The sequence below is a fragment of the Nostoc sp. 'Peltigera membranacea cyanobiont' 232 genome, assembly GCF_002245985.1.
Lineage (GTDB): Bacteria > Cyanobacteriota > Cyanobacteriia > Cyanobacteriales > Nostocaceae > Nostoc.
Map to the genome: position 1 here is coordinate 34,004 of NZ_NOLK01000012.1, position 26,393 is coordinate 60,396.

The window sequence follows — 26,393 nt, forward strand, 5'->3', positions numbered from 1 at the left end:
TTATAAAGATACATATAAACAATGACCATAATTGTTCATAAGTTGCAATTTAAAAACCTGTGCTAAGACTGATAGATATACTATGAATTCTTCAGTTTATAGTCGATTTTATTGAATAAAAAATTGAAAATTTCAATTAAAACTTGATTGCTTTCAGACTGACTTAAGAGGCAGATGATGTTGTCTTAAATACAAGTTCGTTAACTATCAACTTGATTAACTACAAGTAACAATCTCAGGAGAAAATGGCTAAAAACGAAGCTAATAATTCCGCCTTGAAAATTATTCCTTTGGGCGGTTTGCATGAAATTGGGAAAAATACCTGTCTTTTTGAGTATGACGATGAAATTATCCTGTTAGATGCGGGATTGGCTTTTCCCACAGAGGCGATGCATGGAGTAAATATTGTTTTACCAGATACGACCTATCTGCGGGAAAATCGCCACAAAATAAAAGGGATGATCGTGACTCACGGTCATGAAGACCATATCGGCGGGATTGCTTTTCATCTCAAGCAATTTGATATCCCGGTGATTTATGGACCAAGGCTAGCAATGGCAATGCTAGAGGGTAAATTGGAAGAAGCAGGAGTCCGCGATCGCACAGAAATTAGAACTGTTCTACCACGAGATGTAGTGCGAATTGGCAAAAACTTTTTAGTGGAATATATCCGCAATACCCACTCTATCGCTGATAGTTTCACTGTTGCCATTCATACTCCCCTTGGTGTAGTCATTCACACAGGGGATTTCAAAATCGATCATACCCCAGTAGATGGGGAAAAGTTTGATTTGCAACGTCTAGCAGAACATGGGGAAAAAGGGGTTCTTTGCCTGCTAAGTGATTCCACTAACGCCGAAATACCAGGATTTACACCTTCAGAACGTTCAGTTTATCCCAATCTGGAGAGAGTATTTAGTCAAGCCACTGGACGATTATTCGTCACAACCTTTGCTTCTAGCGTCCATCGCATCAATATGATTTTGGATATCGCCAAAAAGCAAAACCGTGTAGTGACGATTGTGGGGCGTTCCATGCTCAACTTGATTGCTCATGCCCGTAATTTAGGTTACATCAAGTGTGAAGATAATCTGCTGCAACCATTGCACGCAGTCCGCAATCTACCTGATGAAAGAGTACTAATTTTAACTACAGGTTCTCAGGGTGAAACGATGGCGGCAATGACCCGCATCGCCAACAAAGAACATCCTCACATTAAAATCCGCGAAGGAGATACGGTAGTATTCTCTGCTAACCCAATTCCCGGAAATACGATCGCTGTAGTCAACACCATTGATAAATTAATGATTCAAGGTGCAAAAGTGGTCTATGGACGGGATAAAGGGATTCACGTCTCCGGTCACGGCTGTCAGGAAGAACAAAAGTTGATGATTGCCTTAACTCGACCCAAATTCTTTGTGCCATTTCACGGCGAACATCGGATGCTAGTGAAGCACGCAGAAACAGCTCAGAGTATGGGCATTCCCGCAGAAAATATGATTATTATCCAGAATGGTGATATTGTCGAACTGACTGAAGATGCCATTCGCGTCGCTGGGAAAGTGCCATCTGGTATTGAATTGGTGGATACTACCAGTTCGGGTATGGTAAGTTCCAAAGTTTTACAAGAACGGCAACGTATGGCTTCAGAAGGCATTATTACCATTGCAGCTGCCATTGATTGGAATGGTAAACTGTTAGCCAAACCAGAAACTCACCTCCGGGGTGTAGTTACAAGTGTAGAGCGATCGCTGTTACAAACCTGGGTAAAACAACGCATTGAAGAAATCCTCACTGTGCGCTGGACAGAATTTGCTCCTGAGCAAGGTGAAGCAGCAGATATAGATTGGGGTGGATTGCAAGGAACTTTAGAACGAGAATTGCAACGTTCTATCCGTCGGGAATTGCAATGTCAGCCATCTGTGACTTTGTTGATGCAAATCCCTGATGAGCCACCTGTAAAAGTTGCCGACGGCAGAAGACGACGGACTCGGACTGCTGCTCAAGTAGCATCATAGGGCAAGATAACAATTTAACAAAGAAGCGCAAAGACGCAGAGTTTTTCTGAACGTCTTTGCGCTTTGGCGTGAGATAGAGTCTTTTATTATGGGTATAGTACTTGCCTATAGTTCTAGGAGGCGATCGCTATAACTAGAACACCAATAAAATCTGGCATGATTCATATACGGAAACTGTTTTAAACAAAGGGTTGGATATGCGTATCAAGCGTGTACTTAAAAATAATATTACTTATTTACATCTAGTTGAGGAGGGTTATAGCCCTGAAAAGAAGAAGGGCGAAAATAAAATAATTAAGGTATTGGGGGTAGAAGAACAAGAACTAGCCAGGCCACTCAATGACATGACTGAAGAGTTTGCAGTTGTGTGGGCGGAGGACAGGACTTTAGGTAATGCCGTGCCATTTAGTGAAAGAGTTATAGGAAAGTTCCCAGAGGAAGATAGCGGTAGTGGCGTAATCCTGCCCTGTGATATAGTTCCATGTGGCAAGTTTCGTAATGGGGCAGAGCGCTGGTGGTGTCGCACCCATCAAGTACACTGGGGAGTCAAAGCTGATTTGCAACAGGCAGTTCAAGGTGATGAGGGTATAAGATGCTCAAACTCCACCCAGCCTATGCATTACACAAAAAATCCGTTGGTGATTAATCCAGATGATTATGCAGGAGGAATAGGTATTTGGGCAGCACTACCAACTGCAATCAACACTACAGATGAACCTGATATTAATGGCGTTTTAATTCATGTACATGTCAGACCTCAGTTCCAGGGCAAAAAGAGTATAGATAGTAACTTTCCATCTGTAGTGATCAAGTCCTGTGAATCGTCACCATTATTTGGTAATGCACTGATAAATATACAAAGAGTTGTCATTGCTCCACCCTCAGCACTAGCATATCTAGAAGCATTGATTAACAACCTGCCTCTGGGGACACTGTACTGTAACAGATGCCAGCACCCACATCTAGACCTTGGTGACTTTGCTAGAAATCCACACAAAAAACATTTTTGCGGCAACTGCGGCGTTGATTCTAACTGGTCAAAGACACCTATCGTTAGTAGTCCCCTCAATGAATTAGCAAACAAACTCACAAAAAACCCAAACTTTGTTGAGAGCGATCGCACTTTAGACCTGAGAGACTACCAGGACTGTCAGATCAAGGTATGGTCATCGACACCAGGCGTTCTCTGGACTAGCCAGTTACCCCAGGAAATGGGCATCCATGTCCATATCTATCAAGGGAAAAAAAAGATTGTAGATGACTCATTTGGAAAGGTTACAGGATTTGACGGTTCGGCTCTTGAGCGTGAAAAGCTGTTAATGACTATGTTAGATAAAGCAAAAAAAACTGCTGTTTGATACCTCAAAGAAAACTTCAGTACGATTGCCTTTGATAGAGCGATCGCCCCCAATTAACCTAGAGGACTGCGATTAACACTCAATATCATCGGCAGTAATGTCTAATGATAAGCCGCTACCGTCTACGCCCAAAAAATCCTGCATAGGATAGGTTGCAATACTGCGTAGGTTTTTTCTAAAAAATAAAAATGTGTCAGTTGGGTTGAGGCTTTGCGAAACCCAACCTACGAATATTCTGAGACTATATCATTCTCAAATCGCCACTGCCAACCTAAGTTTTGTGAAATGCAATCGATTCTACTCGATCAAAAATCACTATTTCTACGGTATTCAGTCAGCAATGAACAAGACACACTTACGTGAGAAAGTGGGAACACTGAGCGGAAAAATGCCTTCTAGGGTATTACTGATGTTTATACTTAGCAAAAAAACTTTTAGAGAGACCCTATATTAAGTTCTGTAAATGTTACACTAAAACCTATCCAATGACTGATGTCTTTACTAAAATCTAAACTATGTCAAGTTATGAACAAGATCGTAATATTACACTACCGATCCCCAGAAATTTGCGATTAACTTGACGTAGTAATAAATTAGGTTCTGACTTAAGTGGCTAATTAGGTATTACATTATATCGCAGTCAGGACGCGATTTTTCCGGGAAAGTTCGTTGCCACGTTGTATATATTCATCAAAAAGGTGAATAACCTCAATAATACAGAGGATAAACCATGAAGGTATTCGACAATACCACAAAAAAGATTTTTCTGGCTAGCTGGGTATCAATCAATCAAGCAGAGACTAGTCAACACAAAGTAACCCAGCTAAACCGTTCCATTTCCAAGCCTTACTGGGATATTCTCCGACCTTTACGGCAGCGTGTAGAAAACATTCAAGTCAGCGATCGCCAACTAGCTCACCGTTTATGTAAAGCCATCCCATCTCAGTGTCCCTTTGAGCGAGATGTCAAAGTATTTGGGAAAACCCTGTTTCACATTCCGCCAATGTGCAAACTCAACCCCTTATATGACGAAGTGGTTGGTTTACGTTTCCGAGCGCTGTGCTATCTAGCCGATGAATGCGGCGAAGATGTATCACAGTACTGTTGAAGGAAAAGTGAGGAGTCAGGAGTAATGGGTCAGGGATCAATAATATAACTCCTAACTCCTAACTCCCTGCTATTTTTTACTATTTTTTTATTATTTCTTTTGCCATTTTTGGATGGCATCTTGAGCGTCTTCGTAAGCGCCTGTTTCTTCTGGTACTAAAGTAGCAGTCGCAATCGCCGCATTGCGATCTCCTTCGGTGGCGCGACGCTTTGCCAGGTCTAAAATTTTCTCACTCCATTTATTGATTGATTTTTGGGCACTATCAAAGCCTGGTTGACCTGCGGGTACTTTCTTGGCAACTTCGATCGCCCGATTGTAGGTAGATGCCTGTCCAGACTTAATTAAGCCATTAGCTGCATCTAAAAGAGTTTTGTTACTCACATACTGCTTGCCCTCTAACCGCCACAGGTTAATTGATGCTTGTGCTTTGGCGTAGGGGGCTTCATCTTTGACGATTAATCGAGCGGCGGCAATAGCAGCAGCATACTGTCTCTGTTTAGCACGACCCTCTGCTAAATCTAAAATCATTCGACTCCAAATCTTAATATTCTCCTGAGCTTGTTCGTATAGTGGTTCACCGGATTTAATTTTCCGGGCTGTAGCGATCGCCATGCTCAAATCGCTAGCCTGAGTTTGTCTGAGGGACATTTTTGCCAAGTCTAATACTGCTTGATTCCGCTTTTTAGACTCGGAATTAGAGGTTATTTGGGCGCTAGATTGGTTGTTAAGTCTAACTACTGAAGCGGGATCGCTTGGTAAATTTTCGATAACCTGGCGATCGCTAGCATTGGGCGATATGCCTGATATTTGCTTAATTCTAAAAGTTTCTTGATTGCGGAGAAAAACTACAGCAATTAAACCTGCGACTAGCAAGCTGCCTCCGCCCCACAAGATAAACTGTTTCCAAAAAGGGATACTTGGCTGATTCAATGGCAATCGAGAGACGTAACCTTTGGCAGAATTGGGGATAAATCTTCCCCTCGGATTTCCTCCTAAAGAAGTTTCTGCCATTGGCTGAGAAACTAGGCTAGTAGCTGACTCTTGGACTTTAGGCTTCTCAACCTTGTGAGCCTTCACCTGTTGGGAGGAGTTTACAGTAGCTTCTCCCCATCTGCCCCGTTCTGCTGAAGTTCTAGGGTAATCATCGAGAGGAGGGGCTGCAAGGGCGACAGCAAAAGATTCTTCTGGATAAATCAGCGATTCTGGTTTAAAACCACTTTCTATTGCCAATTCTGGCAAGATTACTTGTGCCCTTGATGGGATGATCGTTGCAGGGTTTTGGACAGGCCGCCAGTGGTGGTGACATAATTTTGGCACGATCAGGCTTAGATAGCTTTCTAAATCTGACAAGTTGCTGCCATTACCAGAACGCAAAGCTTCTAACAACGCTGCTGTAAAGAATCCGTGACCTAATTCGCTACTTTCGTGGGAAAATTGCTCTGGTTGACAAGAAAGAATTGTCGCAAGTTGTAGTTCTTGGGCTAGTTCGATTGTTTCTTCACCAACAGGAGCATCCGCTTGAGTACCAAAAGCGCGGTTGATATCGAGTAGTAGCAATACATTCAAGTCAGCAAGTTGGAGACTTTGCATTAGCGATCGCAATTCTATGCCAGTCTCTTGTACCAGTTCGGGATTACCCTCTGCTGGCATTAAGTAATCTTTGCCCTTGTAGTTGACTCCATAACCACTAAAGAATAACCACAGATAGTCTTCTGGTTGCCAACTTGTCGCTGCCAAATCCTCAAGCAGCAGCAGAATATTTTCTTTAGTTGGATAAGTCGATCTATCTCCAATTGGCGGCGAAGTATCCGTCATTAGCAGGCAATGTTTGGGGAGAAAGCCTGCCTCTGTCACCAAAAAATCCTCTAGTGCCTCAGCATCCGCTTGGGCACAACTTAAAGGTTGAAATAACTGATAGTGATTGATGCCAATCGCGATCGCCCAGTAATTTGCCATCCCGCTCTTTGTCAGTTATTGTAAGTGGTCTTAAAATTGCGGTTGGCTTTGCCAAAAAAACAAAGCTAACCGATGTCTTATGCTCTAGGTGATTCTGATTGAATCTTAAGTTAGAATGTAATTTTTATTACGTTAGTTAGTCGGAAAATACCTTTTACCTAATTTCAATAACAGATCGTTACTAAGGAGATAGAAGGTCATGAGCAAGATTTCTGCTCACCTACCATCATCGATCGCTCCCTTTTCATTTATTAGCCAAATTGCCAGACAAATCCGGATAATTCCTTTATTAATTTTGCTCGGATCTACCATTCCTGCGTGGTTTTTGACGGAGGCGATCGCACCCCAGGTTGTGCGAGCTTACACCGCTAGAGTCGATCTAGCTATTGACCGCCTGCCAGAAGAAAACTATGAAACCGTTCTGCGAAGGGCGGAAGCGGCGGCTAGGGCAGCTGCTCAGAGGAGTTTCGACCAAGATATCTTGGTGACAGATGTTTCAATAATTATCTCCGTACAAAATTATGGAGCGATCGCACCAGTTTTGGCATTAGATGTTAGTCGTCCCCAATGGCGATCGCGTCCTGATGCTCAAAATTGGGCCACTTATTTTAAAACGGCGCGATCGCTACTTTTCTTTGACAATAGCTCTACAGCAGCTAGCAGTGTACCAACCAAAAAATGACGGGTTGAGCTAGACACGGAGACGCAAAGAGTGGAAGATTGAAAAAATTCTCTCTGTCCCCGTGTTTTACTTCAGTCTCAACCACTTACTGTTGTTCTTCACGTCAGTGGATGGACTAGAATAAGAAGGTTGTCAAGAATCACGATATCTGCTGACATGGCTGTTCCTAAGAAGAAAACTTCCAAATCAAAACGAGATAAACGTCGAGCTACCTGGAGACACAAAGCTGTCGTCGAAGCTCAGAAAGCCCTATCTTTGGGTAAGTCAATTTTGACTGGACGTTCTACATTTGTCTATCCAGCTGCTGAAGAAGAGGAAGAAGAATCATAATTTCCCAGTCAGGCAAAGCATAAACAGCACCAATCTTCTTACACTGGATAAACGCTTTTTATTAGCTTTCCTGATTGCATTTTGAATCATAGATACTCTACACAAGCTCATTAGAACGAAAAAAATTGGTAGTGAGTAATTGGGAACGTCCATTACCCATTACCCATTACTGATGAGTAATGATTAAGTAACCATATAAAAAGTGAAATATCTGGTAGTGTTGGCAACTCAGGAAAAAAGCTTGTAAACACTTTGAGAAAACTTATTTTTCTCCAACTATGCTAGGAAAATTTTTTCAGAAACCGGCGAAAGAAGAGGCAGAACGTGTCCCTCCTGGTCAACACTTAGCTAAAGGTTTCCCCGTATTAACTTATGGTGCAACTCCCCAAGTCAGCATTGAGGAATGGGAGTTTAGAGTTTGGGGTTTGGCAAAACCTGCTACCTTTAGTTGGTCAGACTTTATGGCGCTACCTCAACACGAATTTACAGCAGACTTCCACTGTGTAACGCGCTGGTCTAAACTTGATGTCAAATGGACTGGGATTAAAGTTACAGATTTCATGGGTCTGCTTGAATTAGAACCGAAAGTAGCCCACATTATGGAACACTGCTATGGCGGCTACACTACCAATATTTCTGTAGAAGATTTCATCCGAGAAGAAAACTTCTTTGCCTTTAAAGTCTTTGGTGAAGACCTTCCATCTGAACACGGTGGCCCGATGCGGCTAGTTGTACCCCACCTCTACGCTTGGAAAAGTGCTAAGTGGATTAATGGGTTAGAGTTTTTAGCTGGTGAAGAACTTGGTTTTTGGGAGCGCAATGGCTACCATCGCCGTGGTGAACCTTGGGCTGAGGAGCGTTACAGCAATGCTTATGCGTTTTAAGAGACGCGATTCATCGCGTCTCTAATCATAATTCCTAACTTTTTTAACCCAAAAGTTTCTTTACGAGTGGTAGTTTGCCCGCATAAGGAGCGTATCGCCATTTTAAATCGAGCCAGAAGGAGTTTTGCAATACACTTTTGTTATGCGAAAAGGTATCAAAACTAGCCTTACCGTGATAGTTGCCAATACCGCTATCTCCTACTCCACCAAATGGTAAAGACGAGACAGCAACCTGCATCACTGTGTCATTGATGCAGACTCCACCAGATGAAGTTTCCTGCAAAACTCGCTTTTGGAGGTTTTTGTTTTGAGAAAATAAGTATAACGCCAGAGGTTTCGGTCTAGAGTTAATCAAGGCGATCGCTTCGGCAATGTCAGTGTATTCAATAATGGGTAAAATGGGGCCAAAAATCTCTTCCTGCATTACAGAATCTTTCAAAGAGACATTATCAATCACAGTCGGGGCGATATAACGCTCTGAAGGTTGATTTTCTCCACCGATGATCGCTTCACCATCTTTGAGAAAATTAACCAATCTATCAAAGTGTTTTTGACTGATAATTCTGGCATAATCAGGACTGCTTAGAGGATTATCACCATAAAACTCTTTTAGGCATTTTTTCAGTCCATCTATTAAATCTTTTTTTATTTTTTGATTAACTAAAAGATAGTCAGGGGCGATACAAGTTTGTCCAGCATTAATAAATTTGCCCCAAGTAATTCGTCTGACAGTGTGTTCAAGATTAATATCACTATCTACGATACAAGGACTTTTCCCACCCAATTCTAAAGTAACTGGTGTGAGATATTTTGCTGCTGCTGCCATGATGATTTTGCCGACGGCTGTACCCCCGGTAAAAAAGATATGGTCAAACTTTTCTGCAAGTAGTTTTTGACTAGCTTCCACACCTCCTTCTATGACTGCAATATAAGTAGGATCAAAATGTTTAGCAATAATCTTAGCAATGACACCAGAGGTATGAGAAGCAATTTCTGAAGGTTTGATAATTGCACAATTACCGGCTGCGATCGCACCTACTAACGGTGAGATAATTAACTGAAATGGATAGTTCCAAGGGCCAATGATTAAAACAACCCCTAATGGTTCTGGATAAATCCTCGCTGAGTAGGAAAAAAAATCAAAAGAAACGGCTGCTTTTTTAGGCTTAGTCCAGGTATTGAGATGTTTTATAGCATAATCAATTTCTTTAACTACGCCTATTTCTGTAAGGTAAGTCTCCAATTGTGGTTTATGTAAATCTGCGTGCAATGCCTCGACTATTGCTTGTTCATGCTCAATTATTGCTTGCTTGAGATTTTTAAGTTGTTCAATGCGAAAAGCGACATCTTTAGTTTTACCTGTTTCAAAAAACTCTCGCTGATTCTGGATAATATCGCCAATGTTAGATAATTCAGTGGTAATCATTGTTTTGTACCCTAAAAAACTATGTTTTTAATGTAGTGCTGCTATCTCAGCGGATTGAATTCGTCAATTTTTAGTGTTTGACTTGCTAATTGGAATATTTACTTTCAATTCTTGGTAGATATTAGTAAAGTTATAATTTATGAAATATTAGGATAAAATACTCCGTAATTCATAAATTATAATTGCTAATTTTCTCATGTTGTGGTGGGTAAAAGGACAATAAATGCACTACCTTTGCCCAACTCAGAATTCAGCAAAATAATGCCTTGATGTGCCTCGACAATTCGACGAGCAAGGTAGAGTCCTAAGCCACTACCAGAACTCTTGTGGCTACCTTGACGAAATCGTTCAAATATGGTGGCTTGTTCTTCACTGGGAATACCTGGGCCAGTATCCGCGATCTGAATGCTAATATATTCAACGGAATTGGGTTTTCCAGATGTGAACTGATGTTGAGAAGTAAAACTAATAGTCACAGATCCAGAATCGGTAAATTTGATTGCATTGCCGATAAGGTTTGTAAATAGACGATGTAATTCTAAGCGATCGCCCATCACTGTGTTTGACTCTTCAGTAAAATCTAAATTTAGCGACAGTTTTTTATCTTGAGCTAGAGGTGCTAATTCTCCAGTCACCTCCTCTAGCAAACGTCCCAGATTAACTGGTTGAAATGCCAAGCTTTTGCGACCTGCTTCAAAACGATAAACTTCCAATAAGGTATTGACCATAGTCAGCAGGTTGATATTACTACGGGCCATGATGGTGATTACTTCCTGCATTTGCGGTGATAATGTCCCCAATGCACCTTGTTGAAATAGCATCAACATGCGATCGGCCGCTACCAAGGGAGTGCGTAAATCGTGGGTGAGGCGGGAGACAAAATCTTCTCGCTGACGGGCAATTTCATCACGTTCATCCATACTATGCTTCAAACGTAAGAGCGATCGCACTCGTGCCAGCAATTCATCTACTGTTACAGGTTTGCGGATAAAATCATCAGCACCCAAGTCTAATCCGTGGGCGACGTTGGGCGCATCGTGAGCAGTAATCAGTAGTATGGGGATATATTGTGGCAGTTTCATCTCTCCACGAATATATTTAGTGACTTCGTATCCATCCATACCTGGCATCATCAAATCCAGCAAAACCAAGTCACAAGGAGAAGCTTTCAATTCTGCTAAAGCCGAAATTCCATTTTCTGCTGTGCTAACTGTGTAACCTTCTTCTTCCAAAATAGTTTTGATCAAAAACACATTATCAGGAGAGTCATCAACAACCAGAATTTTGTCAGAACGAGAAGATTGTGAAGTCATATAGATGCAAGGTATTGGGTAAAAGTAAATTTTTCGGGAAACTGGTTTACTGGTATAGTTTTTAAATAGTTCTCTTAAGTAAATTTCCTCCAAAAAATTTCTACCACGAAATTTATATAAATGTGTTTTAAAAACTACTTTACCTTTTTAACAGATAGTCACAAGCTAATTGAATTATGGCTCGTAAACTTCTAGAACTGAATACAGAGGATGGCGGCATTATTTTAGCTATCAAATATATCAGTAGGTAGGGTATCAGCTACTAGTAAGTCGTTTACAGAAAAGTAGAAACTAACTTCGATTCCGTAAATTGCAATAATATAGTCAAATTTGTCAAAATTTCTGGATATTTATCCGACTATGCCAACTTTGCCAGCAGCCAGCAAAAGCGCTAGATTTTTGATCAGCTACCGCAGCCAAGATCCAGACTTGAGCCTTGCTAGAGATTTTTATGAAGCTATCAAAGCTACTGGACACGAAGCATTCATGGCAGGGGAAAGTATTCGCCTGGGGGAAAAATGGCCTCAACGTATTGATGAAGAATTAAAACTGTGTGATTACTTTTTGTTGCTGTTGTCTGAGCGATCGGCAACTAGCGAGATGGTGACAGAAGAGGTGAGACAAGCCAAGCAGTTACAGGATGGCAGCGATCAGCATAAGCCAGTGATTTTGCCCATTCGCGTCAACTTCCCTTGGAGTGCGCCACTAAATTATGATTTGCGGGGCTATTTACAACAGGTTCAGCAGCGAGAGTGGAAGTCTGCTGCCGATACTCCCAGAATTTTACACGAAATTTTTAGTTTACTGACAGACGGTGAGAGTAGAAGAGTGGAAAAGTCGGAGAGTGGGGAATTGGGAGACGAACAATTATTTCCCCTTATCGCCTCATCTGCTCATCCTCCTTTGCCAGTGGCAGAACCAGTATTGCCTGATGGACACGGGAATTTAGCTGCAAATTCGTCTGATTTGAACGGTTTGTTAGATCCAGAACTATCCCCAGAATTGGAATTTCCGTTTTTCGATCAAGCTTTTTATGCTGATTGTTACAAAGAAGTAAATAGGCCAGGAGGATTAATTCGGTTGAGAGCGCCTTTGCAATGGGGTAAAACCTACTTAATGAGCCAGATTTTGGATTATGGAACTCAGCAAGGTTATCTGTCAAAGTAGTTAAAGGTAGCGACGGTCTGTTTAAATTTGAACAAGTTAAGTAACAAGGTTGTGTCAACACCACTCATCCCTAATTTGCTGCTGATACTCCAAAGGGTCTTGAGTCAGTTGAATTACACCTACATACTGGTTTAAATTAAACTCTTGTTTTTGTTGTGATTGATGAGCTTCTAATATCTTCTCAATTTGCTGCCAGTCCTGATAATCAATCAACACCGCTACCGGACGCATGGCTTCATCAGTCACAATTTTTTTCTTAAAAGGTAGCATGATTTTGTATATCAGATGCAACGTTTAACTATTTGATCGTAACTCCAAAACAAAAAATTGATGAGGGCAATGTTACTCTCATCTTTAAGAGCAATATCTGGCAACAAGCCGCTCGATGCCTACACTTATTTTTGGGATGTGAGGTTATCTAAAACTTGCTGAAATTCTGCTGTGGAAGGAATTGCGATCGCACTCTCACCATCAAACAAGCGATCGCATTTATTTCCCAGAGGTAAGGTTATCTAAAACTTGCTGAAAATCTGCTGTGGAAGGAATAGCGATCGCACTTTTGAAAAGCATTTTTAGCACAGATGGTTCTTCTATGCTATTGATAACTTCGACAATGGAGCTTGGCACTTCTCCAAATCGTGTTTCTAGGACTGTAATGATGCTTTCTCTCGCAGTTTCGACAATTCCTTCTTCTTTTGCTAGCCTTTCAATACTAGTTACGTACCGCATTCTATCTGCCTCCTCGTAACTTCTTACTTCTGTTTTAAAACTAAGTGCCAACTCTTTTGGCAAAACCATTATCCAGTCGATAAACCGAAATAGTTCCCGAATATCTTCCCGGCTATATCCCCGTTCATACAGCCGTCTAACTAGGCTTAGTTTCCACTGTAGCCGATTTTGTGGGTTTCGTTGCGTTGCTTTGGTCTTGAGATGCGCCATCACAATTACACCAAAGGGGTTGGTTGTTTGCTCTAGGGTTTCCCACCCTTGCTCGTAGTCCAACAGTTTCGCCACAGGAAACTCTAAGCTGACGCGACATCCGCCCAGTTGATAGCTGTAGCTAGAAGGCCGCCAATTCGCTTGTTCATCTGCTAAAACTGCTAAACTAATGACTCGCTTTTTATGACGGTCAAACAAACGGTAATTATATGTGTACATCCGTTCGGCAAATTGGCTGTCATATTGCCCTTGGACTTCCACATGAACCAATACCCAAGCTTCTTCTCCATCCAGTAGCCAAACTTTTGCGACTTTATCGACCAAACGCCGCCCAATTTCTGCATCTGGTTCTAGTTGTTGCAGTTCTGTGTCCAGAAATTCATAAGGTCGCGTCCAGTCGATTTCGGCATAAGCTTGGGTGAAAAAGAATTCCAGAAAGCGGGGAAAATATAGCTCAATAACTTCTTTCCAAGGACTATCGTAATCAGTAAGTTGCTCGGTCATGAATTAAAACAAAAAGTACCTCTGTGCCATTGGTAAAACTGTCGCAGGTTCACAAACTAGCAATTCACCATCTGCCCTGACTTGATATGTTTCTGGATCTACTTCAATGTGCGGTAGTGCATCATTCAGCTTCATATCTCGCTTACTTAATTGGCGTGTTCCAGAAACCGCAACGGCTGCTTTTTGTAAACCTAGCTGGCTGGGAATTTCTTTCTCTAAAGCTGCTTGCGAAACAAAAGTTAATGATGTGGCATGACGCGCCCCAGCAAAACTACCAAACATCGATCGCATATAAACAGGTTGCGGTGTGGGAATACTGGCGTTAGCATCGCCCATTTGCGCCCATGCAATCATTCCGCCTTTAATCACTATCTCTGGTTTCACACCAAAAAATGCCGATCGCCACAAACATAAATCTGCTAATTTTCCCTCTTCCACTGAACCCACATATTGAGCAATTCCGTGAGCGATCGCAGGGTTAATCGTATACTTAGCAACATATCTTTTTGCTCTAAAGTTGTCTGCTTTTTGCTCATTTCCTTGTGGGTTAAGACTTCCCCGTTGCACCTTCATTTTATGAGATGTCTGCCAAGTGCGAATTATCACTTCACCTACCCTTCCCATCGCCTGGGAGTCGGAAGAAATCATGCTAAATGCGCCTAAGTCGTGCAAAATATCCTCGGCGGCAATGGTTTCCCGACGGATGCGAGATTCGGCAAAAGCGACATCTTCAGCGATCGCTGGGTCGAGGTGATGACATACCATCAACATATCCAGGTGTTCGTCTAAGGTGTTGAGGGTGTAAGGGCGTGTGGGGTTGGTGGAAGATGGTAAAACGTTGGCTTGTCCGCAAACTTTGATGATATCTGGTGCATGTCCGCCACCTGCGCCTTCGGTGTGGTAGGTGTGGATGACACGATTTTTGAAAGCTGCGATCGTATCTTCGACAAATCCGGCTTCGTTTAGGGTATCAGTATGAATCGCTACTTGCACATCATAAATATCGGCAACACTGAGGCAAGTATCAATTGCTGCGGGTGTGGTTCCCCAATCTTCATGCAGCTTTAACCCCATTGCACCGGCGGTTACTTGTTCTACAAGTCCTTGGGGTTGACTGGCGTTACCTTTACCCAAAAATCCTAAGTTGACGGGGAAAGCATCAGCAGCTTGCAGCATCCGGTAAATATTCCAAGGGCCGGGGGTGCAGGTAGTGGCATTTGTACCTGTAGCAGGGCCAGTACCGCCGCCGATCATGGTTGTTATGCCGGAAGCGATCGCAACTTCAATCTGTTGGGGACAAATAAAATGAATATGGGCATCAATACCGCCAGCAGTGAGAATCATTCCTTCCCCTGCTAAGGCTTCAGTTCCAGGGCCAATAATAATATCTACATTGTCTTGAATATAAGGATTTCCGGCTTTACCAATTTTGAAAATTTTGCCATCTTTAATGCCGATATCCGCTTTGACAATACCCCACCAATCGAGAATTAAGGCATTAGTAATGACTAAATTGACAGCACCATCGGCGTTAGAAATGGGGGATTGTCCCATCCCGTCGCGGATGACTTTACCGCCGCCAAACTTCACTTCGTCGCCGTAGGTGGTGAAATCTTGTTCAACTTCAATAAATAATTCTGTATCTGCAAGTCGGATGCGATCGCCTACTGTGGGCCCATAGGTTTCGGCGTAGGCGCGGCGATCCATTCTGTAAGGCATAATGGCACTCGTGGGGGTGGTGTTACTTTGATTATTTTTGAGCAAGTTTAGAGATATTCAGAGGAAATTTTGTATAAATTTATAATTTTGTTGTAACCGGAGATGTAGTGAAATAAATTTTAATGGTAGTTAAAGCGAATTTATAACCGCGAAAATCTAGAATTATATTGGGAACATAGGCAGATATAAAACTGAGTTAGAATGTTATCTAAACTGAGAGTTAAGCATTACAAGAGCCTCTTTGATATCGAAGTTGATTTAGAACCATTAACTGTATTTATTGGGCCGAATGGTTCGGGAAAGTCAAATATTTGTGAAGCTTTATTTGTCTTATCTGATTTTTTGGAAAGATTAATAAGTAATACAGATGCTCATGAATTAATACCTTTTTTCGCTAAATCTTTAATAGCTGTAAATCCAAACCAGCAGAAAATAGAATCAAAATTCTGGCAGGGTAAGCAAGATTATCTTTTCTTTCAAGGTGATACAGACTCAAATCTAGAAAGCGAAGAATTTAATGATATATCAATTCATATTGATTATCCGCAGCGAATAGTGTCTATTAGTAGACTAGACTATTTCGGAAATCTAATTAGGGCAAGTAATCAGTATACACTGGAACTAAGAAAAATTTTAGTTTCTAATAAGTATTTGGATTCTCCTGTAGCCAAGGCAGTCAGAAAAGTTAGTATTTATGATTTTGCGCCAATTAGTCTCTCTAATAATATTCCATCAACTGGTGGAATAGATAAAACAGGACAGGGAATTGTTGATGCTCTAGCTGATATTTTGCTCAGTAATCGTAAAAGGTTTGATGAATTGGAGGAACGTTTGACACGGCTTGTTCCTAATATACAGAGAATTTCTTTACTGCGTAGAGAAGATAGAACTTTTTTACTGGAATTAATCGACAGATATTCTGAACATCATATCCCTGCTTCGGATATATCTGATGGTACACTTAGAATTTTGGCATTTCTAACCGCACTTTATCAAGAAAATACCCCCAGTATTATTTGTTTTGAAGAGATAGAAAACGGAGTTCATCCTTGGTTGTTACACAAAATGATGGAATTATTGCAAATAATTTCTACAGAGGGGATTACAGGTAAACCTGTTCAAGTATTAATCACAACTCATTCTCCAGTTTTGCTAAATTATGTCGAACCTCACCAAGTGCGTGCTGTTGAGTTAGACACAGAAGGTAAAACTCAAATTCATGCCTTACCCATTGATTCGGAACGCTTCCAAAAAGCCCTAGAAGCTTATGATGGAGCATTAGGTGAACTTTGGTTTACGAATGTTTTTGGAGGTAATCCGGTATGAATCGAGGGATTCGTATTGGGTTAATGGCTGAGGGAGAAGCAGAACTCGGAGCAAGTATTCCCTATATTAAACCAGAAGATGGTGGAAAAGTTATTGAAAGAGATAGAGAAGGGGCACTTCATACCTTAATCAGACGAGAAATTAATAATTTGGGATTGCCTGATTGTGATTTTGTACAAAGACATCCATCCATCAGCGAGAGTCGAGTCTTTAAACGGCGTGTAGGACACTCAATTTTAGATCCAAAATATTTAGCACAGGTGATTATCGCGTGGAAACCTGAAGAAGTTGATCTGATCCTAATTGTGGTTGATGCAGATGATAAGCTTCACCAAAGGCAAATTGACTTGGAACGGGCTTTAAATAAAATCCGTGATAATCATCTAGATATTAGTGAGAAAAAAATTAGCGATCGCAGTGCAGGAGGTTTAGCGATTAAAAATTTTGAAATGTGGTTGTTGGCAGACACTCAAACAGTATCAAGCATTTTAGGTGTAGAGCTTGAACCTCTGGAAAATTTAGAAGAATTAGATGGTGGAAAAGGTATTTTAGAAAATGCGATCGCACAATCAACATATCTCTCTGAAAATAGTAGCAATCAACGCCCTCTACAAATTCGATGGAAACTTGCTTTTGAGATTGATTTAGCAATTATCAAAAATCGTTGTCCGAATGGATATGCTACTTTTTCACAACATCTAATTGCAGCTACAACGGTAGTTGCTAACTCAATCGCAGGTACGTAGCATTTATTCCCTACCTAGTTTAATTAGAATAGCATCTAATGATTTTATTTTAAGTATCTAAATGTCCGTTAATTTTGCTGTTGAAACCGTAGACTTGACGACTACCAACTAGGGTGACTAATCTAACTTCTTTTTCGTCCCCTGGTTCAAATCTAACTGCGGTTCCGGCGGGAATATCGAGGCGCATTCCTCGCGCTTGTTCTCTGTCAAAGTTTAAGGCGCTGTTAACTTCATAAAAGTGATAGTGGGAACCGACTTGTATGGGGCGATCGCCTGTATTTGACACTTGTAATTTTACAGTTGGACGACCAACATTTAGTTCAATTTCACCTGCTGGTGTAATAATTTCTCCAGGAATCATAATAAATTCAAAAATTAACGAATTGGATTATGTACCGTCACTAACTTTGTACCATCAGGAAAGGTAGCTTCAACCTGCACTTCATGCACCATTTCTGATATCCCTTCCATGACATCATCCCGCGTTAATATTGTTGTACCATAACTCATCAATTCAGCTACAGTTTGCCCATCTCTCGCCCCTTCTAAAATAGCAGCAGAAATATAAGCAACTGCTTCGGGATAATTCAGTTTCAAACCTCTTTCTTTACGTCTTTCTGCTAATAAAGCAGCAGTAAAAATTAATAGTTTATCTTTTTCCTGCGGTGTCAATTGCATTCCTACCTCCTCTTCGCGTTCTTGGCATTTTGGCGGTTCGTTTAAACCTGCCAAACTCTTGGTATACAATTACCACGATTTAGAAAATAAACTCGTAGCATCTGCCAAACATCAATAAACCAGTTTCTCACCTCAGATGTAGAAGAACCGCGATATCGACACAATAATCCATGTTGTAACCTGGTAACACCCGCTTCTCCTTGCCCATCCCATAAATTTCGCGTTTTTTCGATAATTTCTGCTGAAACTGCACCACCAACCCAAACTAGACTACCTGCTATTGGTTTTCCAGCCAAGCCGTGGGGACTATGGAAAATGTCTTCGCTACCCCGTAACCATTGCCGATCGATCCATAAAGGAACACCTTTTTGCCAAATTTCGGTATGCGATCGCCATTCTCCTTGTAAAAATTTTTCTCCCCTAGCACTGCGACCAAATCGGGTAATTTCCCAACCTAACCAACTGCTTCCAGTTGCTAATTCTACCAGTAAATCTTGCCGATAAATCGCGTCATTAAATAAAATTGTCTCTTGCGGCAACCATTCTAAACAAGCACCAGCGTCAACTTGCATTTGGATGGTTTGTCTAGCTTGTAAGCCATTGCTGCGGTATATCTTGCTTGCAGCAGCCGTAGTGATTAAGGCTTGGGCTTGGGGTTGGAGGTGGATGTTAGAGGATAAGCGATCGCCTCCTACCATTCCCCCTGCTGTGTGTAAAATGACGCTATGACAAACTTTTTGCCCTTCTGGATAAAATGGGCGTTGTACCTTCAGAGGCGCTTGGTGGTGATTATAAATTAACTGGGTTGTGTCCTGGCGATCGGCATAGACTAAATTAAGTTTGCCATGCCAGCCTTCTGCTATTTGTGAATTACAGGTCATTTATAAATTCAACATTAAAGTTCAGATATCATATATTTATTTAATGCATTATTTGCTGTTTTACCTGCAATTTATCAGGATTTTTGGCCAACGTGTACGCTAGTGCGATATAGAAATGAACCTGTTAATTGTTAGTTGTTAGCTGGGCGTATTTTCTGGGAAAGATAGAGATGTAGCGATGAAATGTGTCAATCTACCAGAAATTATGACAGCTAAAGTGATCAGCATTTGCAACCTCAAGGGTGGAGTTGGCAAAACTACCATCGTCATGGCATTAGCGGAATATTTAGCGGGCGATACCATGTATGGTAAACGAGTGCTGGTTATTGACCTTGATCCTCAGTGTAATTTAACAAATATTTTAATGTCAGAAGATGTATGGTTTAGTCAATTTGAAAGAAATAAGTTGACTTTACCTTATTTATTTAAACAACCTAAAGATTTTCTAAGTCATATTAAAAACGAGGACTTTATAGCTAAACAAGATATTTCTAATATAAAAGCTAAATTCCAATCTTTACACCTTATACCTAGCAGTCCTATGCTCTTTGAAATTCAAGAAGAATTACCCGAAGGGTTTTATTATAATCTAGGATTAAAACCGATTGATTTGCTGAAGGAATTTATAAACAATCTATCCAAAAAATATGATTATATTTTAATTGATTGTCCACCAACTATTAATAAAACAATTAAAAGTGCATTTTTAGCAAGTAATTTTTGTATTTTGCCTTGCACCCCTAACCGGATGTCAATTGGTGGATTAAGATTAATCTTAAGACATATTAACAAGTTTAATAATGAAAATGAGCATAACTTAAAATCTTTAGGAACTTTAATCTCTAGATTTAATGTATCTAGAGCTAATGAAAATCAATTGGTTGAGTTGATTATGACTAGCTCTGAGTTTCCATCAATATTTAAAACTAAAATTGCTGAAAGAGCGCAATTAGCCAAAAATTTAGATTTTGGAGAAAAGTTGACATATAAGCAAAAATATGGTGATTTGTATGACTCTCTAAAAGATTTTGCTCAAGAAGTAATTCAGAGAGTCAAGTAAGTAAATGGACACATCACAAAGTTATTAAAAGAGCGATCACAGGAGTTGTAGAATCTGAATTTTCTTATCGTCTGCGTTTCTACCCTGTGAAAAGGCGAAGCGCATCTGCGTTTAAAAATCTTTCACAAACTCTGTCAAGAATCTAAATGCCTTCAAAATATAATTAGCACAATCTCTAGGAGAGGTGTTGTAAAACGATCGCCACGCACTCGCTTTATCTTCATCATAGCGATCGCTGCGATGATTATGATTTTCTAGCCACGCTAATCGCACAGCATGTCCAATCAACACATCCAACACGATATATCCTTCAATTTCCAGCTTGGGATTATTAGCTGCGATCGCACCTAATTCAATTAATGCTTCAATATTAACTTGCCGATATTCTGGAGCTTCTATTTTATTCAGCAAATGCTCAACCAACAGAGCAAAATTTCTTTCCCCGGCTGTCATTTCCGACAGCATAATCTCACTATCTAAACGATTGCGTCGCTCTAGTTTATCGCCAATTACTAGACCCTTGCAATGTTGCATTAATAACCAAACCTGTTTAAAAAATTCTTTTGGTACACGCCCCGTCGCACCTTCAGCTTGGCGAAACCGTCGCCAACCACCCGGCGGAACTTCTATCCCTTCTGCTATTGCTGGTAACACTACCCAAGCAATATCACTTTCTTTTTGCTTGACATGCAGTGATTCTTGTTGACGCAACAGGTTACTCATGCCACTATATCCAGTTAATACCTGACGCAAGCGCATTTTCACATCAAAGGGTGAAAGTTGCATTAAGTAATCATAAGCTTCATCTTGAGTAACGTATAATTCCCGCGCTAGTTCGCTGGTTATCAATAAGATAAGATAGCCGACTCTCAGCGTTAGTAGTCCCTGAAATAGTTCGGGTTCTGAGCGAATTAAGATGCCAACATAGATTAAAATCTCTTGAGTGAGGACGCGATCGCGGATATCCTCACGACAAAAATGATTAATTTTATCGGCAATTTCATCGTGGGACATCGGTACGGTAATCAAAGATGCTTCACTGTAAGCTTTCCCTACAGCAATCTGCTTACCCCTTACCAAAATACTCGTTACCGCATCTGATAGGCTGATATCAACCATAAGGCGTAACCCCGCAGCCCGACGCACTACTGCCCAAATGCCTAAATCTCCAGCTTTGGTATAAACTTCATCGAGTAAATCGCCTACTGTGACAGGATATCCTGGGCCACCATACCCCGTATCAAATTTTATTCCCTGCAAGCGAGTTAAAGTTTGTAATAACTCAATTTGCTCATAGATATTTTCTGATGAGCGCAAACGAGAAAGTAATAACCCAAAGTTGGTTTCACACTCCATTTGAAATTCTTGGCTATGTCCTAAACGCCAGTTTTTCTCAGGATGATAAGCTAGATAATAGCAACGTGGGCTAGCATTTTTCAGTGGCGATCGCGAAAATTCTGCATTTGGTAGAAAATCAATTCTTTGAATTCCAGCCGTCAGCATTAGCTGATTTAGCCGCCCTAATTTCACCCGCACACCATTACAAACACCATCTTTCAGTTCTTGCATTAATTCTAGTAATGCCTCCGAACCGATTTCTAACATGGTGTGTGTCAACATTAAAGTTAAAGTGGGACGGCCTAAATCGCTCCAATATTTTTGAATATAAGCTAGTTCGCTTCTAATTTGATCTAGCAAAAAATGGTAATCTAGGGTTAGGTAAAACTGTTGAGAATCGGAAAATGAAGGCAAAAATACAATTGTTTCACCGCTAATCCGAAAAATTCTAGATGTTGTTAAACTCCGCAGCCGCCGCACTGGCCGCCCAGTTAAACCAAGTTTATCGTTACGTCCAATTTGGGTATAAATAGCGGAAAATTCTCCAGCTTTTCTCACTTGAATCGGTTCTACTTGAGTAGGCGTTTGTGCTTCAATTCCGTGAACTTCTAGTTTCGTTTGTAAATCTTCATCTTCTGCTAACAAGGCAATTTGTACCAATGCATCGCGCTGTTTGCCCACACACAAATGTCTTCCCAAAGGGTCGATATCACCAACCGCTAGTAACCCTTCACTCAACATTTCCCCAAGAAAATATAAACTCTGCGCCCACACCAAGGGAATATTTTCATTAGGCAAACGTGGTTGCGTTTGAGGTGTTAACTTTTCTGCCTCTATGTTTTCTGCTGGAACATAATAAAGTTCTGGCAATAAACGCAAACCATCTTGTTCTATAAGTAATGATTCTAAAAGACTTTGGTATTTTTTAACTTGTTCTTGTTCGCCGCGAAATAATCCATCTAGAACTAAATAAGTCAAAAATAACGGCCATTCGCATTCGATATGCTCAAATTGCTTGAGTTCTAATGGTTCGTAGTGCAAGCGCTGATGATCTTCTAAAACGGTTTGGTGTCCATCACGCAGAAAGCGTTTGCAGCCGTATTTACCTGCAAGCTTATTGATAATATCATTTAAAGTGCGATCGCGTAACTCCAAATCTTCCACTGCAAAGGCAGGATAACTAATAATACTTAACAGCGCCGCATCAATTTCTTTGGAACCAGATTCCCTCGGTAATAACGACTCTAGGGTAATCCGGGCGCGGGCGATTTCATCTGGTAGTACATGAATTACCGATGCTTGACTACCATGCACACCAAACAAATCCAGCCCGTTGATAGCTTCTAAAGCCGCTTTTGCCATGCCTACAGAACTGGCATTTAACTCAGCACTACCACGATTAATTTTATTACCACGTTCCCAAATGCCATAATCTGGTGTGCGGTAAGCTCGTCCAATGTAGTAAACCAAATTTTGGACGAAGTTCACTTCATCAATCGTATAAATGATTTGCAATCCCGCAGCCGTCATTTGCCCCAACATCAGCAAAAATATGGATGTGGCATCAAGTTGCAAATGTCCCCATTCGTCATCACCAACAACAACGTCGCCAGTCGCGGTATTATATTTGGCGTGCAGTCCATCCAGTAGCGACTGAGTATGTTTAAATGTCTCTACTTTATGAGCCTGTCGCATCATCGCAAATAGCAACCCGCGCATCAGTTTGATGACACTGTGTTCTAATTCATAGGTGCGTCCCTGATCGTCGTCAATTTTGCGGTATGCAAGTCCTAAACCCCAAACTGCCAAAATGCTGTAAACGTTGTCTCGCACCCAGGCATCAGTATAATCGCCGTGGGCTGTAATCGCTGTACTCGCAGGTAGCAAACCAGTAATCGGATTTTGCCGAGTCAGAATGATCGTTTTGATTTGCTGGTAGTAATAGTCTAGGCGAGTTAGCAATTTGGTAGATGTTTTCATGGTTTGGTTCAGAACAACTTGCAAAATTCGACCCTGTGACTGTGAACTGAATTACCTAAACCAAGTCAGAACAAGCTCTGTAATGGTTGATGGAAGAACAGTGGAGGGTAGTAAGTTTATTATTATCTCCTGTTAGTAGATTTCTGGGTACTTAATTTTAGCGATTTTATTTCGGCGTGGCACTGGCGAAATAGTGAAAAATTGGGGAGATTTTTGGGTGTGGTCAGAATTACGTGCTATAGAGTGCAATCTGGTAGATATGAGCTAGTATGCTAGCATAACAGCAGATTAACTTTTTTCATCATGGAAACTCGAATTAACAAACGCACCCACAGCGATTACACCCAAAGTGCTGCCTATCTGCCTAAGGATTTAGTTAAAATTTTCAAACAGCTAGCTCTTGAGTTAGAAATAGGGCACAGTGAGGCAATGGAAGAAGCTGTCAGAATGTGGTGTGATGCGGCAATCAAAAAAGTAAGTCAACCTTGATGACGTATCCTACACCCAAACAAAATCTGATTTGTTTTATTCTCTGTCAAAACCTCACAACATTTCTACTACCTATCTTTATAGTCAGATTAGATGAACGAACAGGAGACATCTATATCTTGGCTGGTGATGAAACTGGTATTGTAATTAACCCTAATGGTAAATGGAGATACGACGAATGACCAAGCCTAAGTTTGCTGCAATGAGTAAAATAGAGTTAAAACGTTATTTATTAGAGAATCGTAATGATACAGAAGCTTTTCACGCTCTAATGGATAAAATTAACGCTGAACCTAACCCGAAGTTTTATACCATAGATGAAATTGGTGAACTGGAAAAACTAATAGAAGCAAAACGGACACGAGAAAATCTCTAAAAATTACTTTATCAACTCGCTTAAACAAAGTTATGAAGGATGAATTTTTCTCTTATGGGCTAGACAACAAAGCTTCCTTACCTTCGATCAAGCTATCTGAAGATGAGAGAAAAAAATATTTATCGCCATTAAAACTCTTTAAAGTTTTGCGATCGCATAAAATACGTGACTCATTTATGGGAGTTGCACAAATTGCTATTGATGAATTGCAAGGAATTCTTGCTTGTTCATCAAGAGATGGAAAGGTAAGTATTTGGCATCTTTTATCTGGTGAGCTTATCGCCTCATACTCTCATGAGCGTAATGCTGGTGCAGTTGTAATTGGAGAGAAGGGTGATGTAATCAGTGGAGGTTCAGACAACAGAATAAAAATCTGGAATTATTTTTCTAATCAGCTTTCACGAACTTTAGAGACACCAAGTGCTGTAGGATGTCTTGCAATCAATCTTAGAGCTAATTACTTGGCTGCGGCGATAAATTACTCACGTCAAGTCAAAGTCATTGTATGGAACTTAAAGTCATTTGAGCAGATTGCTGAAATTAGTGACGAAAGATTTTGGGCTTTTGACCTATTAGCATTTAATGATACTGGAGAACGGTTGTATGCACGAGGCGGACTTGGAGAAAATCGAGTCTGGGAAATGCCTTCTACAAAACTTATTAGAGCTTTCCCTGATAGTCATTATGGAGAAGTGAGTTACTCCTCAATTGATGATAGAGGAAGGATTATAGCTACTGCATCAGATCGAGATAGCAAAGTGTACCTATGGGATACTGTGAGTGGCAAAAGAATACAAGTAATTGAAGTAGTACCAATATGGGAAGCTGGCCCGTTTGATCCCAAGGTTCTCCTAAATCATAACGGTAGTATTCTCATCACTGCCGCACTAAACGGAAATATCAGAATCTCATCTACTGAAAGCAAAGAACTTTTGCAAGAATTTCCAGGTGAACACGAAGCAGGGATCAGTTCATTAGCTATCAGTAATAAGTTTTTGGTATCTGGAGATCATGATGGAAATCTTAAACTTTGGAAATTTACTGCCTAAGAGAGCATTTATAAAGTAAATTTTTAGTTGACTAGAGGACGTAGCATAATGCGAGTTATAACGGCATATATATGCCAATGATTGTTACTCCCACTCTTCATCTTCGCCTTCGTCGTTAATGTCATCGCCATCAGTAATTTCAGTTTCGATTTGAGACAGTTATCGACCAATTTGTTATAGGAGGTTTTGCAGTTCTTCTGGATCTATGGGTGATAGCAGTCCCATTTTAATAGCTGTGTTAGTAGCTCTGGTAATATAAGCTGTGACTTATGTACAAGAAGTTAATCCACGAGGGCGAATGGTATCTTGGATTTTTTTGCCTACTGTTTGTTCAGCTAACCTAAGCTCATAATTTTTTTGCAAATTCATCCAGAACTCAGCACTAACTCCAAAATACTGTGCCAATCGCAAAGCTGTATCGGCGGTAATTCCCCGCTGTCCATTAATTATTTCGGTAATCCGATTTTTCGGCACATCCAGAACACGCGCTAGTTCGCTTGCAGACATCCCTAATTCATTAATTTCATCAGCAAGAATTTCTCCAGGGTGGATAGGTGGACGTGTCATTTTACCTCTTTCAGTGATAATCTATGATTTCTATGTTGAATGGTTTAAGATATCCTTCTGTCCAATTAAAACAAATTCTCCACTGCTCGTTAATTCGGATACTGTACTGACTTTTTCTATCTCCTCCTAGAGACTCAAAGCGATTGCTAGGTAGCTGCATTAGATCCTCCTTACTAGTGGCGGCCTCTAATATTTCAAGTCGTTTATACGCTTGTCTCTCAAAAGACTGAAACTCTTTTACCCTTTTACCAGCAACAAACTCCTCCGTCCTTTTATCCTTGTACTTCGGAAAATCATTTGACGGAGACATAAGAGCAGCAGCAGAACAGTAGTATATGTTATGCGTTACGTAACTCGTAACTTTAAACTAGGTATATCATCATTTATACTTTTTTTGCAAGTCACTTCCAAAAAGTGATTTTTAGGAGAAGAGCGATCGCCAAAGCTTAAACACCTTACCGCGACTATGAAGTGAAATCTGCCAACCCATTTCTGATTC

General features: G+C 40.7%; 26 protein-coding genes. 14 read left to right on the forward strand and 12 right to left on the reverse strand.

Annotated features, from left to right (window positions below):
- Window positions 1-245: 245 nt before the first annotated feature.
- The 3 genes from CDG79_RS06260 to CDG79_RS06270 all read left to right on the forward strand — a co-directional run bounded on the left by CDG79_RS06260 (window position 246) and on the right by CDG79_RS06270 (window position 4,484).
- Window positions 246-2,018 (forward strand): ribonuclease J, encoded by a 1,773-nt coding sequence (locus CDG79_RS06260; protein WP_094341372.1) that lies wholly within the window; start codon window positions 246-248, stop codon window positions 2,016-2,018.
- A gap of 197 nt (window positions 2,019-2,215) precedes the next feature.
- On the forward strand, window positions 2,216-3,376 hold the full coding sequence (locus tag CDG79_RS06265) for a hypothetical protein (protein ID WP_094341373.1): 1,161 nt from the start codon (window positions 2,216-2,218) through the stop codon (window positions 3,374-3,376).
- A 730-nt stretch (window positions 3,377-4,106) separates the two neighbouring features.
- Window positions 4,107-4,484 (forward strand): Mo-dependent nitrogenase C-terminal domain-containing protein, encoded by a 378-nt coding sequence (locus CDG79_RS06270; protein ID WP_094341374.1) that lies wholly within the window; start codon window positions 4,107-4,109, stop codon window positions 4,482-4,484.
- 90 nt (window positions 4,485-4,574) lie between these two features.
- Here CDG79_RS06270 and CDG79_RS06275 read toward each other — a convergent pair whose 3' ends face one another.
- Window positions 4,575-6,440 carry a caspase family protein gene (locus CDG79_RS06275; RefSeq protein WP_094341375.1) on the reverse strand — a complete coding sequence of 622 codons (1,866 nt, stop codon included), beginning with the start codon at window positions 6,438-6,440 and terminating at the stop codon, window positions 4,575-4,577.
- 199 nt (window positions 6,441-6,639) lie between these two features.
- On the opposite strand from CDG79_RS06275, the gene CDG79_RS06280 reads away from it, so the two are divergent.
- The 3 genes from CDG79_RS06280 to CDG79_RS06290 all read left to right on the forward strand — a co-directional run bounded on the left by CDG79_RS06280 (window position 6,640) and on the right by CDG79_RS06290 (window position 8,336).
- Entirely contained in the window at window positions 6,640-7,122 is a 483-nt protein-coding gene (locus tag CDG79_RS06280; RefSeq protein WP_094341376.1) for a hypothetical protein, read from the forward strand.
- Between the two features lie 156 nt (window positions 7,123-7,278).
- Window positions 7,279-7,452 carry a 50S ribosomal protein L32 gene (gene rpmF, locus CDG79_RS06285; RefSeq protein ID WP_094328804.1) on the forward strand — a complete coding sequence of 58 codons (174 nt, stop codon included), beginning with the start codon at window positions 7,279-7,281 and terminating at the stop codon, window positions 7,450-7,452.
- Window positions 7,453-7,730: 278 nt separating this feature from the next.
- Window positions 7,731-8,336, forward strand: coding sequence for a sulfite oxidase-like oxidoreductase (locus tag CDG79_RS06290; protein ID WP_094341377.1), 606 nt, complete (start codon window positions 7,731-7,733; stop codon window positions 8,334-8,336).
- A gap of 43 nt (window positions 8,337-8,379) precedes the next feature.
- On the opposite strand, the gene CDG79_RS06295 is transcribed toward CDG79_RS06290, so the two are convergent.
- Entirely contained in the window at window positions 8,380-9,762 is a 1,383-nt protein-coding gene (locus CDG79_RS06295) for an aldehyde dehydrogenase (RefSeq protein ID WP_094341378.1), read from the reverse strand.
- 194 nt (window positions 9,763-9,956) lie between these two features.
- Window positions 9,957-11,075 carry a hybrid sensor histidine kinase/response regulator gene (locus CDG79_RS06300; protein WP_094341416.1) on the reverse strand — a complete coding sequence of 373 codons (1,119 nt, stop codon included), beginning with the start codon at window positions 11,073-11,075 and terminating at the stop codon, window positions 9,957-9,959.
- Between the two features lie 360 nt (window positions 11,076-11,435).
- Between CDG79_RS06300 and CDG79_RS06305 the strand changes: the two genes are divergently transcribed.
- Window positions 11,436-12,242, forward strand: coding sequence for a toll/interleukin-1 receptor domain-containing protein (locus CDG79_RS06305; protein ID WP_094341379.1), 807 nt, complete (start codon window positions 11,436-11,438; stop codon window positions 12,240-12,242).
- A gap of 54 nt (window positions 12,243-12,296) precedes the next feature.
- On the opposite strand, the gene CDG79_RS06310 is transcribed toward CDG79_RS06305, so the two are convergent.
- The 3 genes from CDG79_RS06310 to ureC form a co-directional block, all read right to left on the reverse strand.
- Window positions 12,297-12,512, reverse strand: coding sequence for a hypothetical protein (locus CDG79_RS06310; protein WP_094341380.1), 216 nt, complete (start codon window positions 12,510-12,512; stop codon window positions 12,297-12,299).
- Window positions 12,513-12,731: 219 nt separating this feature from the next.
- Window positions 12,732-13,685, reverse strand: coding sequence for a transposase (locus CDG79_RS06315; protein ID WP_094341381.1), 954 nt, complete (start codon window positions 13,683-13,685; stop codon window positions 12,732-12,734).
- Between the two features lie 3 nt (window positions 13,686-13,688).
- Window positions 13,689-15,404 (reverse strand): urease subunit alpha, encoded by a 1,716-nt coding sequence (gene ureC / locus CDG79_RS06320; protein ID WP_094341382.1) that lies wholly within the window; start codon window positions 15,402-15,404, stop codon window positions 13,689-13,691.
- Between the two features lie 201 nt (window positions 15,405-15,605).
- Here ureC and CDG79_RS06325 point away from each other — a divergent pair, with 201 nt between their 5' ends.
- Window positions 15,606-16,730 carry an AAA family ATPase gene (locus CDG79_RS06325; RefSeq protein WP_094341383.1) on the forward strand — a complete coding sequence of 375 codons (1,125 nt, stop codon included), beginning with the start codon at window positions 15,606-15,608 and terminating at the stop codon, window positions 16,728-16,730.
- Window positions 16,727-17,476, forward strand: coding sequence for a hypothetical protein (locus CDG79_RS06330; protein ID WP_094341384.1), 750 nt, complete (start codon window positions 16,727-16,729; stop codon window positions 17,474-17,476). Before CDG79_RS06325 ends, CDG79_RS06330 begins: the two co-directional genes overlap by 4 nt.
- Window positions 17,477-17,525: 49 nt before the next feature.
- Here the strand turns inward: CDG79_RS06330 and CDG79_RS06335 are convergent, their stop codons facing one another.
- Genes CDG79_RS06335 through CDG79_RS06345 form a run of 3 tightly spaced genes read right to left on the reverse strand, consistent with a single transcriptional unit; the run spans window position 17,526 to window position 19,035 of the window.
- Complete coding sequence (locus tag CDG79_RS06335) at window positions 17,526-17,837, reverse strand: urease subunit beta (protein WP_189524901.1); 312 nt, start codon at window positions 17,835-17,837, stop codon at window positions 17,526-17,528.
- 14 nt (window positions 17,838-17,851) lie between these two features.
- Window positions 17,852-18,154 (reverse strand): urease subunit gamma, encoded by a 303-nt coding sequence (gene ureA / locus CDG79_RS06340; RefSeq protein ID WP_094341417.1) that lies wholly within the window; start codon window positions 18,152-18,154, stop codon window positions 17,852-17,854.
- 41 nt (window positions 18,155-18,195) lie between these two features.
- Window positions 18,196-19,035 carry an urease accessory protein UreD gene (locus CDG79_RS06345; RefSeq protein WP_094341386.1) on the reverse strand — a complete coding sequence of 280 codons (840 nt, stop codon included), beginning with the start codon at window positions 19,033-19,035 and terminating at the stop codon, window positions 18,196-18,198.
- A gap of 205 nt (window positions 19,036-19,240) precedes the next feature.
- Here CDG79_RS06345 and CDG79_RS06350 point away from each other — a divergent pair, with 205 nt between their 5' ends.
- Entirely contained in the window at window positions 19,241-20,095 is an 855-nt protein-coding gene (locus tag CDG79_RS06350; protein WP_094341418.1) for a ParA family protein, read from the forward strand.
- Window positions 20,096-20,206: 111 nt separating this feature from the next.
- Here CDG79_RS06350 and CDG79_RS06355 read toward each other — a convergent pair whose 3' ends face one another.
- Window positions 20,207-23,413: a glycoside hydrolase family 15 protein gene (locus tag CDG79_RS06355; protein ID WP_094341387.1), complete on the reverse strand. Its 3,207-nt coding sequence runs from the start codon at window positions 23,411-23,413 to the stop codon at window positions 20,207-20,209.
- 303 nt (window positions 23,414-23,716) lie between these two features.
- On the opposite strand from CDG79_RS06355, the gene CDG79_RS06360 reads away from it, so the two are divergent.
- From CDG79_RS06360 to CDG79_RS06375, 4 genes are read left to right on the forward strand one after another with little or no spacing between them, the layout of a single operon-like run.
- Window positions 23,717-23,902, forward strand: a complete 186-nt coding sequence (locus tag CDG79_RS06360) for a ribbon-helix-helix protein, CopG family (RefSeq protein WP_094328789.1) — start codon at window positions 23,717-23,719, stop codon at window positions 23,900-23,902.
- A complete protein-coding gene (locus tag CDG79_RS06365; protein ID WP_094341388.1) occupies window positions 23,902-24,084 on the forward strand; it encodes a DUF6888 family protein in 183 nt (60 codons plus the stop codon). The genes CDG79_RS06360 and CDG79_RS06365 overlap by 1 nt, the downstream gene beginning before the upstream one ends.
- A complete protein-coding gene (locus CDG79_RS06370) occupies window positions 24,081-24,278 on the forward strand; it encodes a DUF6887 family protein (protein ID WP_094341389.1) in 198 nt (65 codons plus the stop codon). Before CDG79_RS06365 ends, CDG79_RS06370 begins: the two co-directional genes overlap by 4 nt.
- A 32-nt stretch (window positions 24,279-24,310) precedes the next feature.
- A complete protein-coding gene (locus CDG79_RS06375; protein ID WP_094341390.1) occupies window positions 24,311-25,327 on the forward strand; it encodes a WD40 repeat domain-containing protein in 1,017 nt (338 codons plus the stop codon).
- A 267-nt stretch (window positions 25,328-25,594) separates the two neighbouring features.
- Here the strand turns inward: CDG79_RS06375 and CDG79_RS06380 are convergent, their stop codons facing one another.
- Complete coding sequence (locus tag CDG79_RS06380) at window positions 25,595-25,894, reverse strand: HigA family addiction module antitoxin (protein WP_094341391.1); 300 nt, start codon at window positions 25,892-25,894, stop codon at window positions 25,595-25,597.
- Between the two features lie 10 nt (window positions 25,895-25,904).
- The gene (locus tag CDG79_RS06385; protein ID WP_094341392.1) at window positions 25,905-26,204 is read right to left on the reverse strand and encodes a type II toxin-antitoxin system RelE/ParE family toxin; all 300 of its coding nucleotides are present in this window, start codon (window positions 26,202-26,204) and stop codon (window positions 25,905-25,907) included.
- Between the last annotated feature and the right edge of the window lie 189 nt (window positions 26,205-26,393).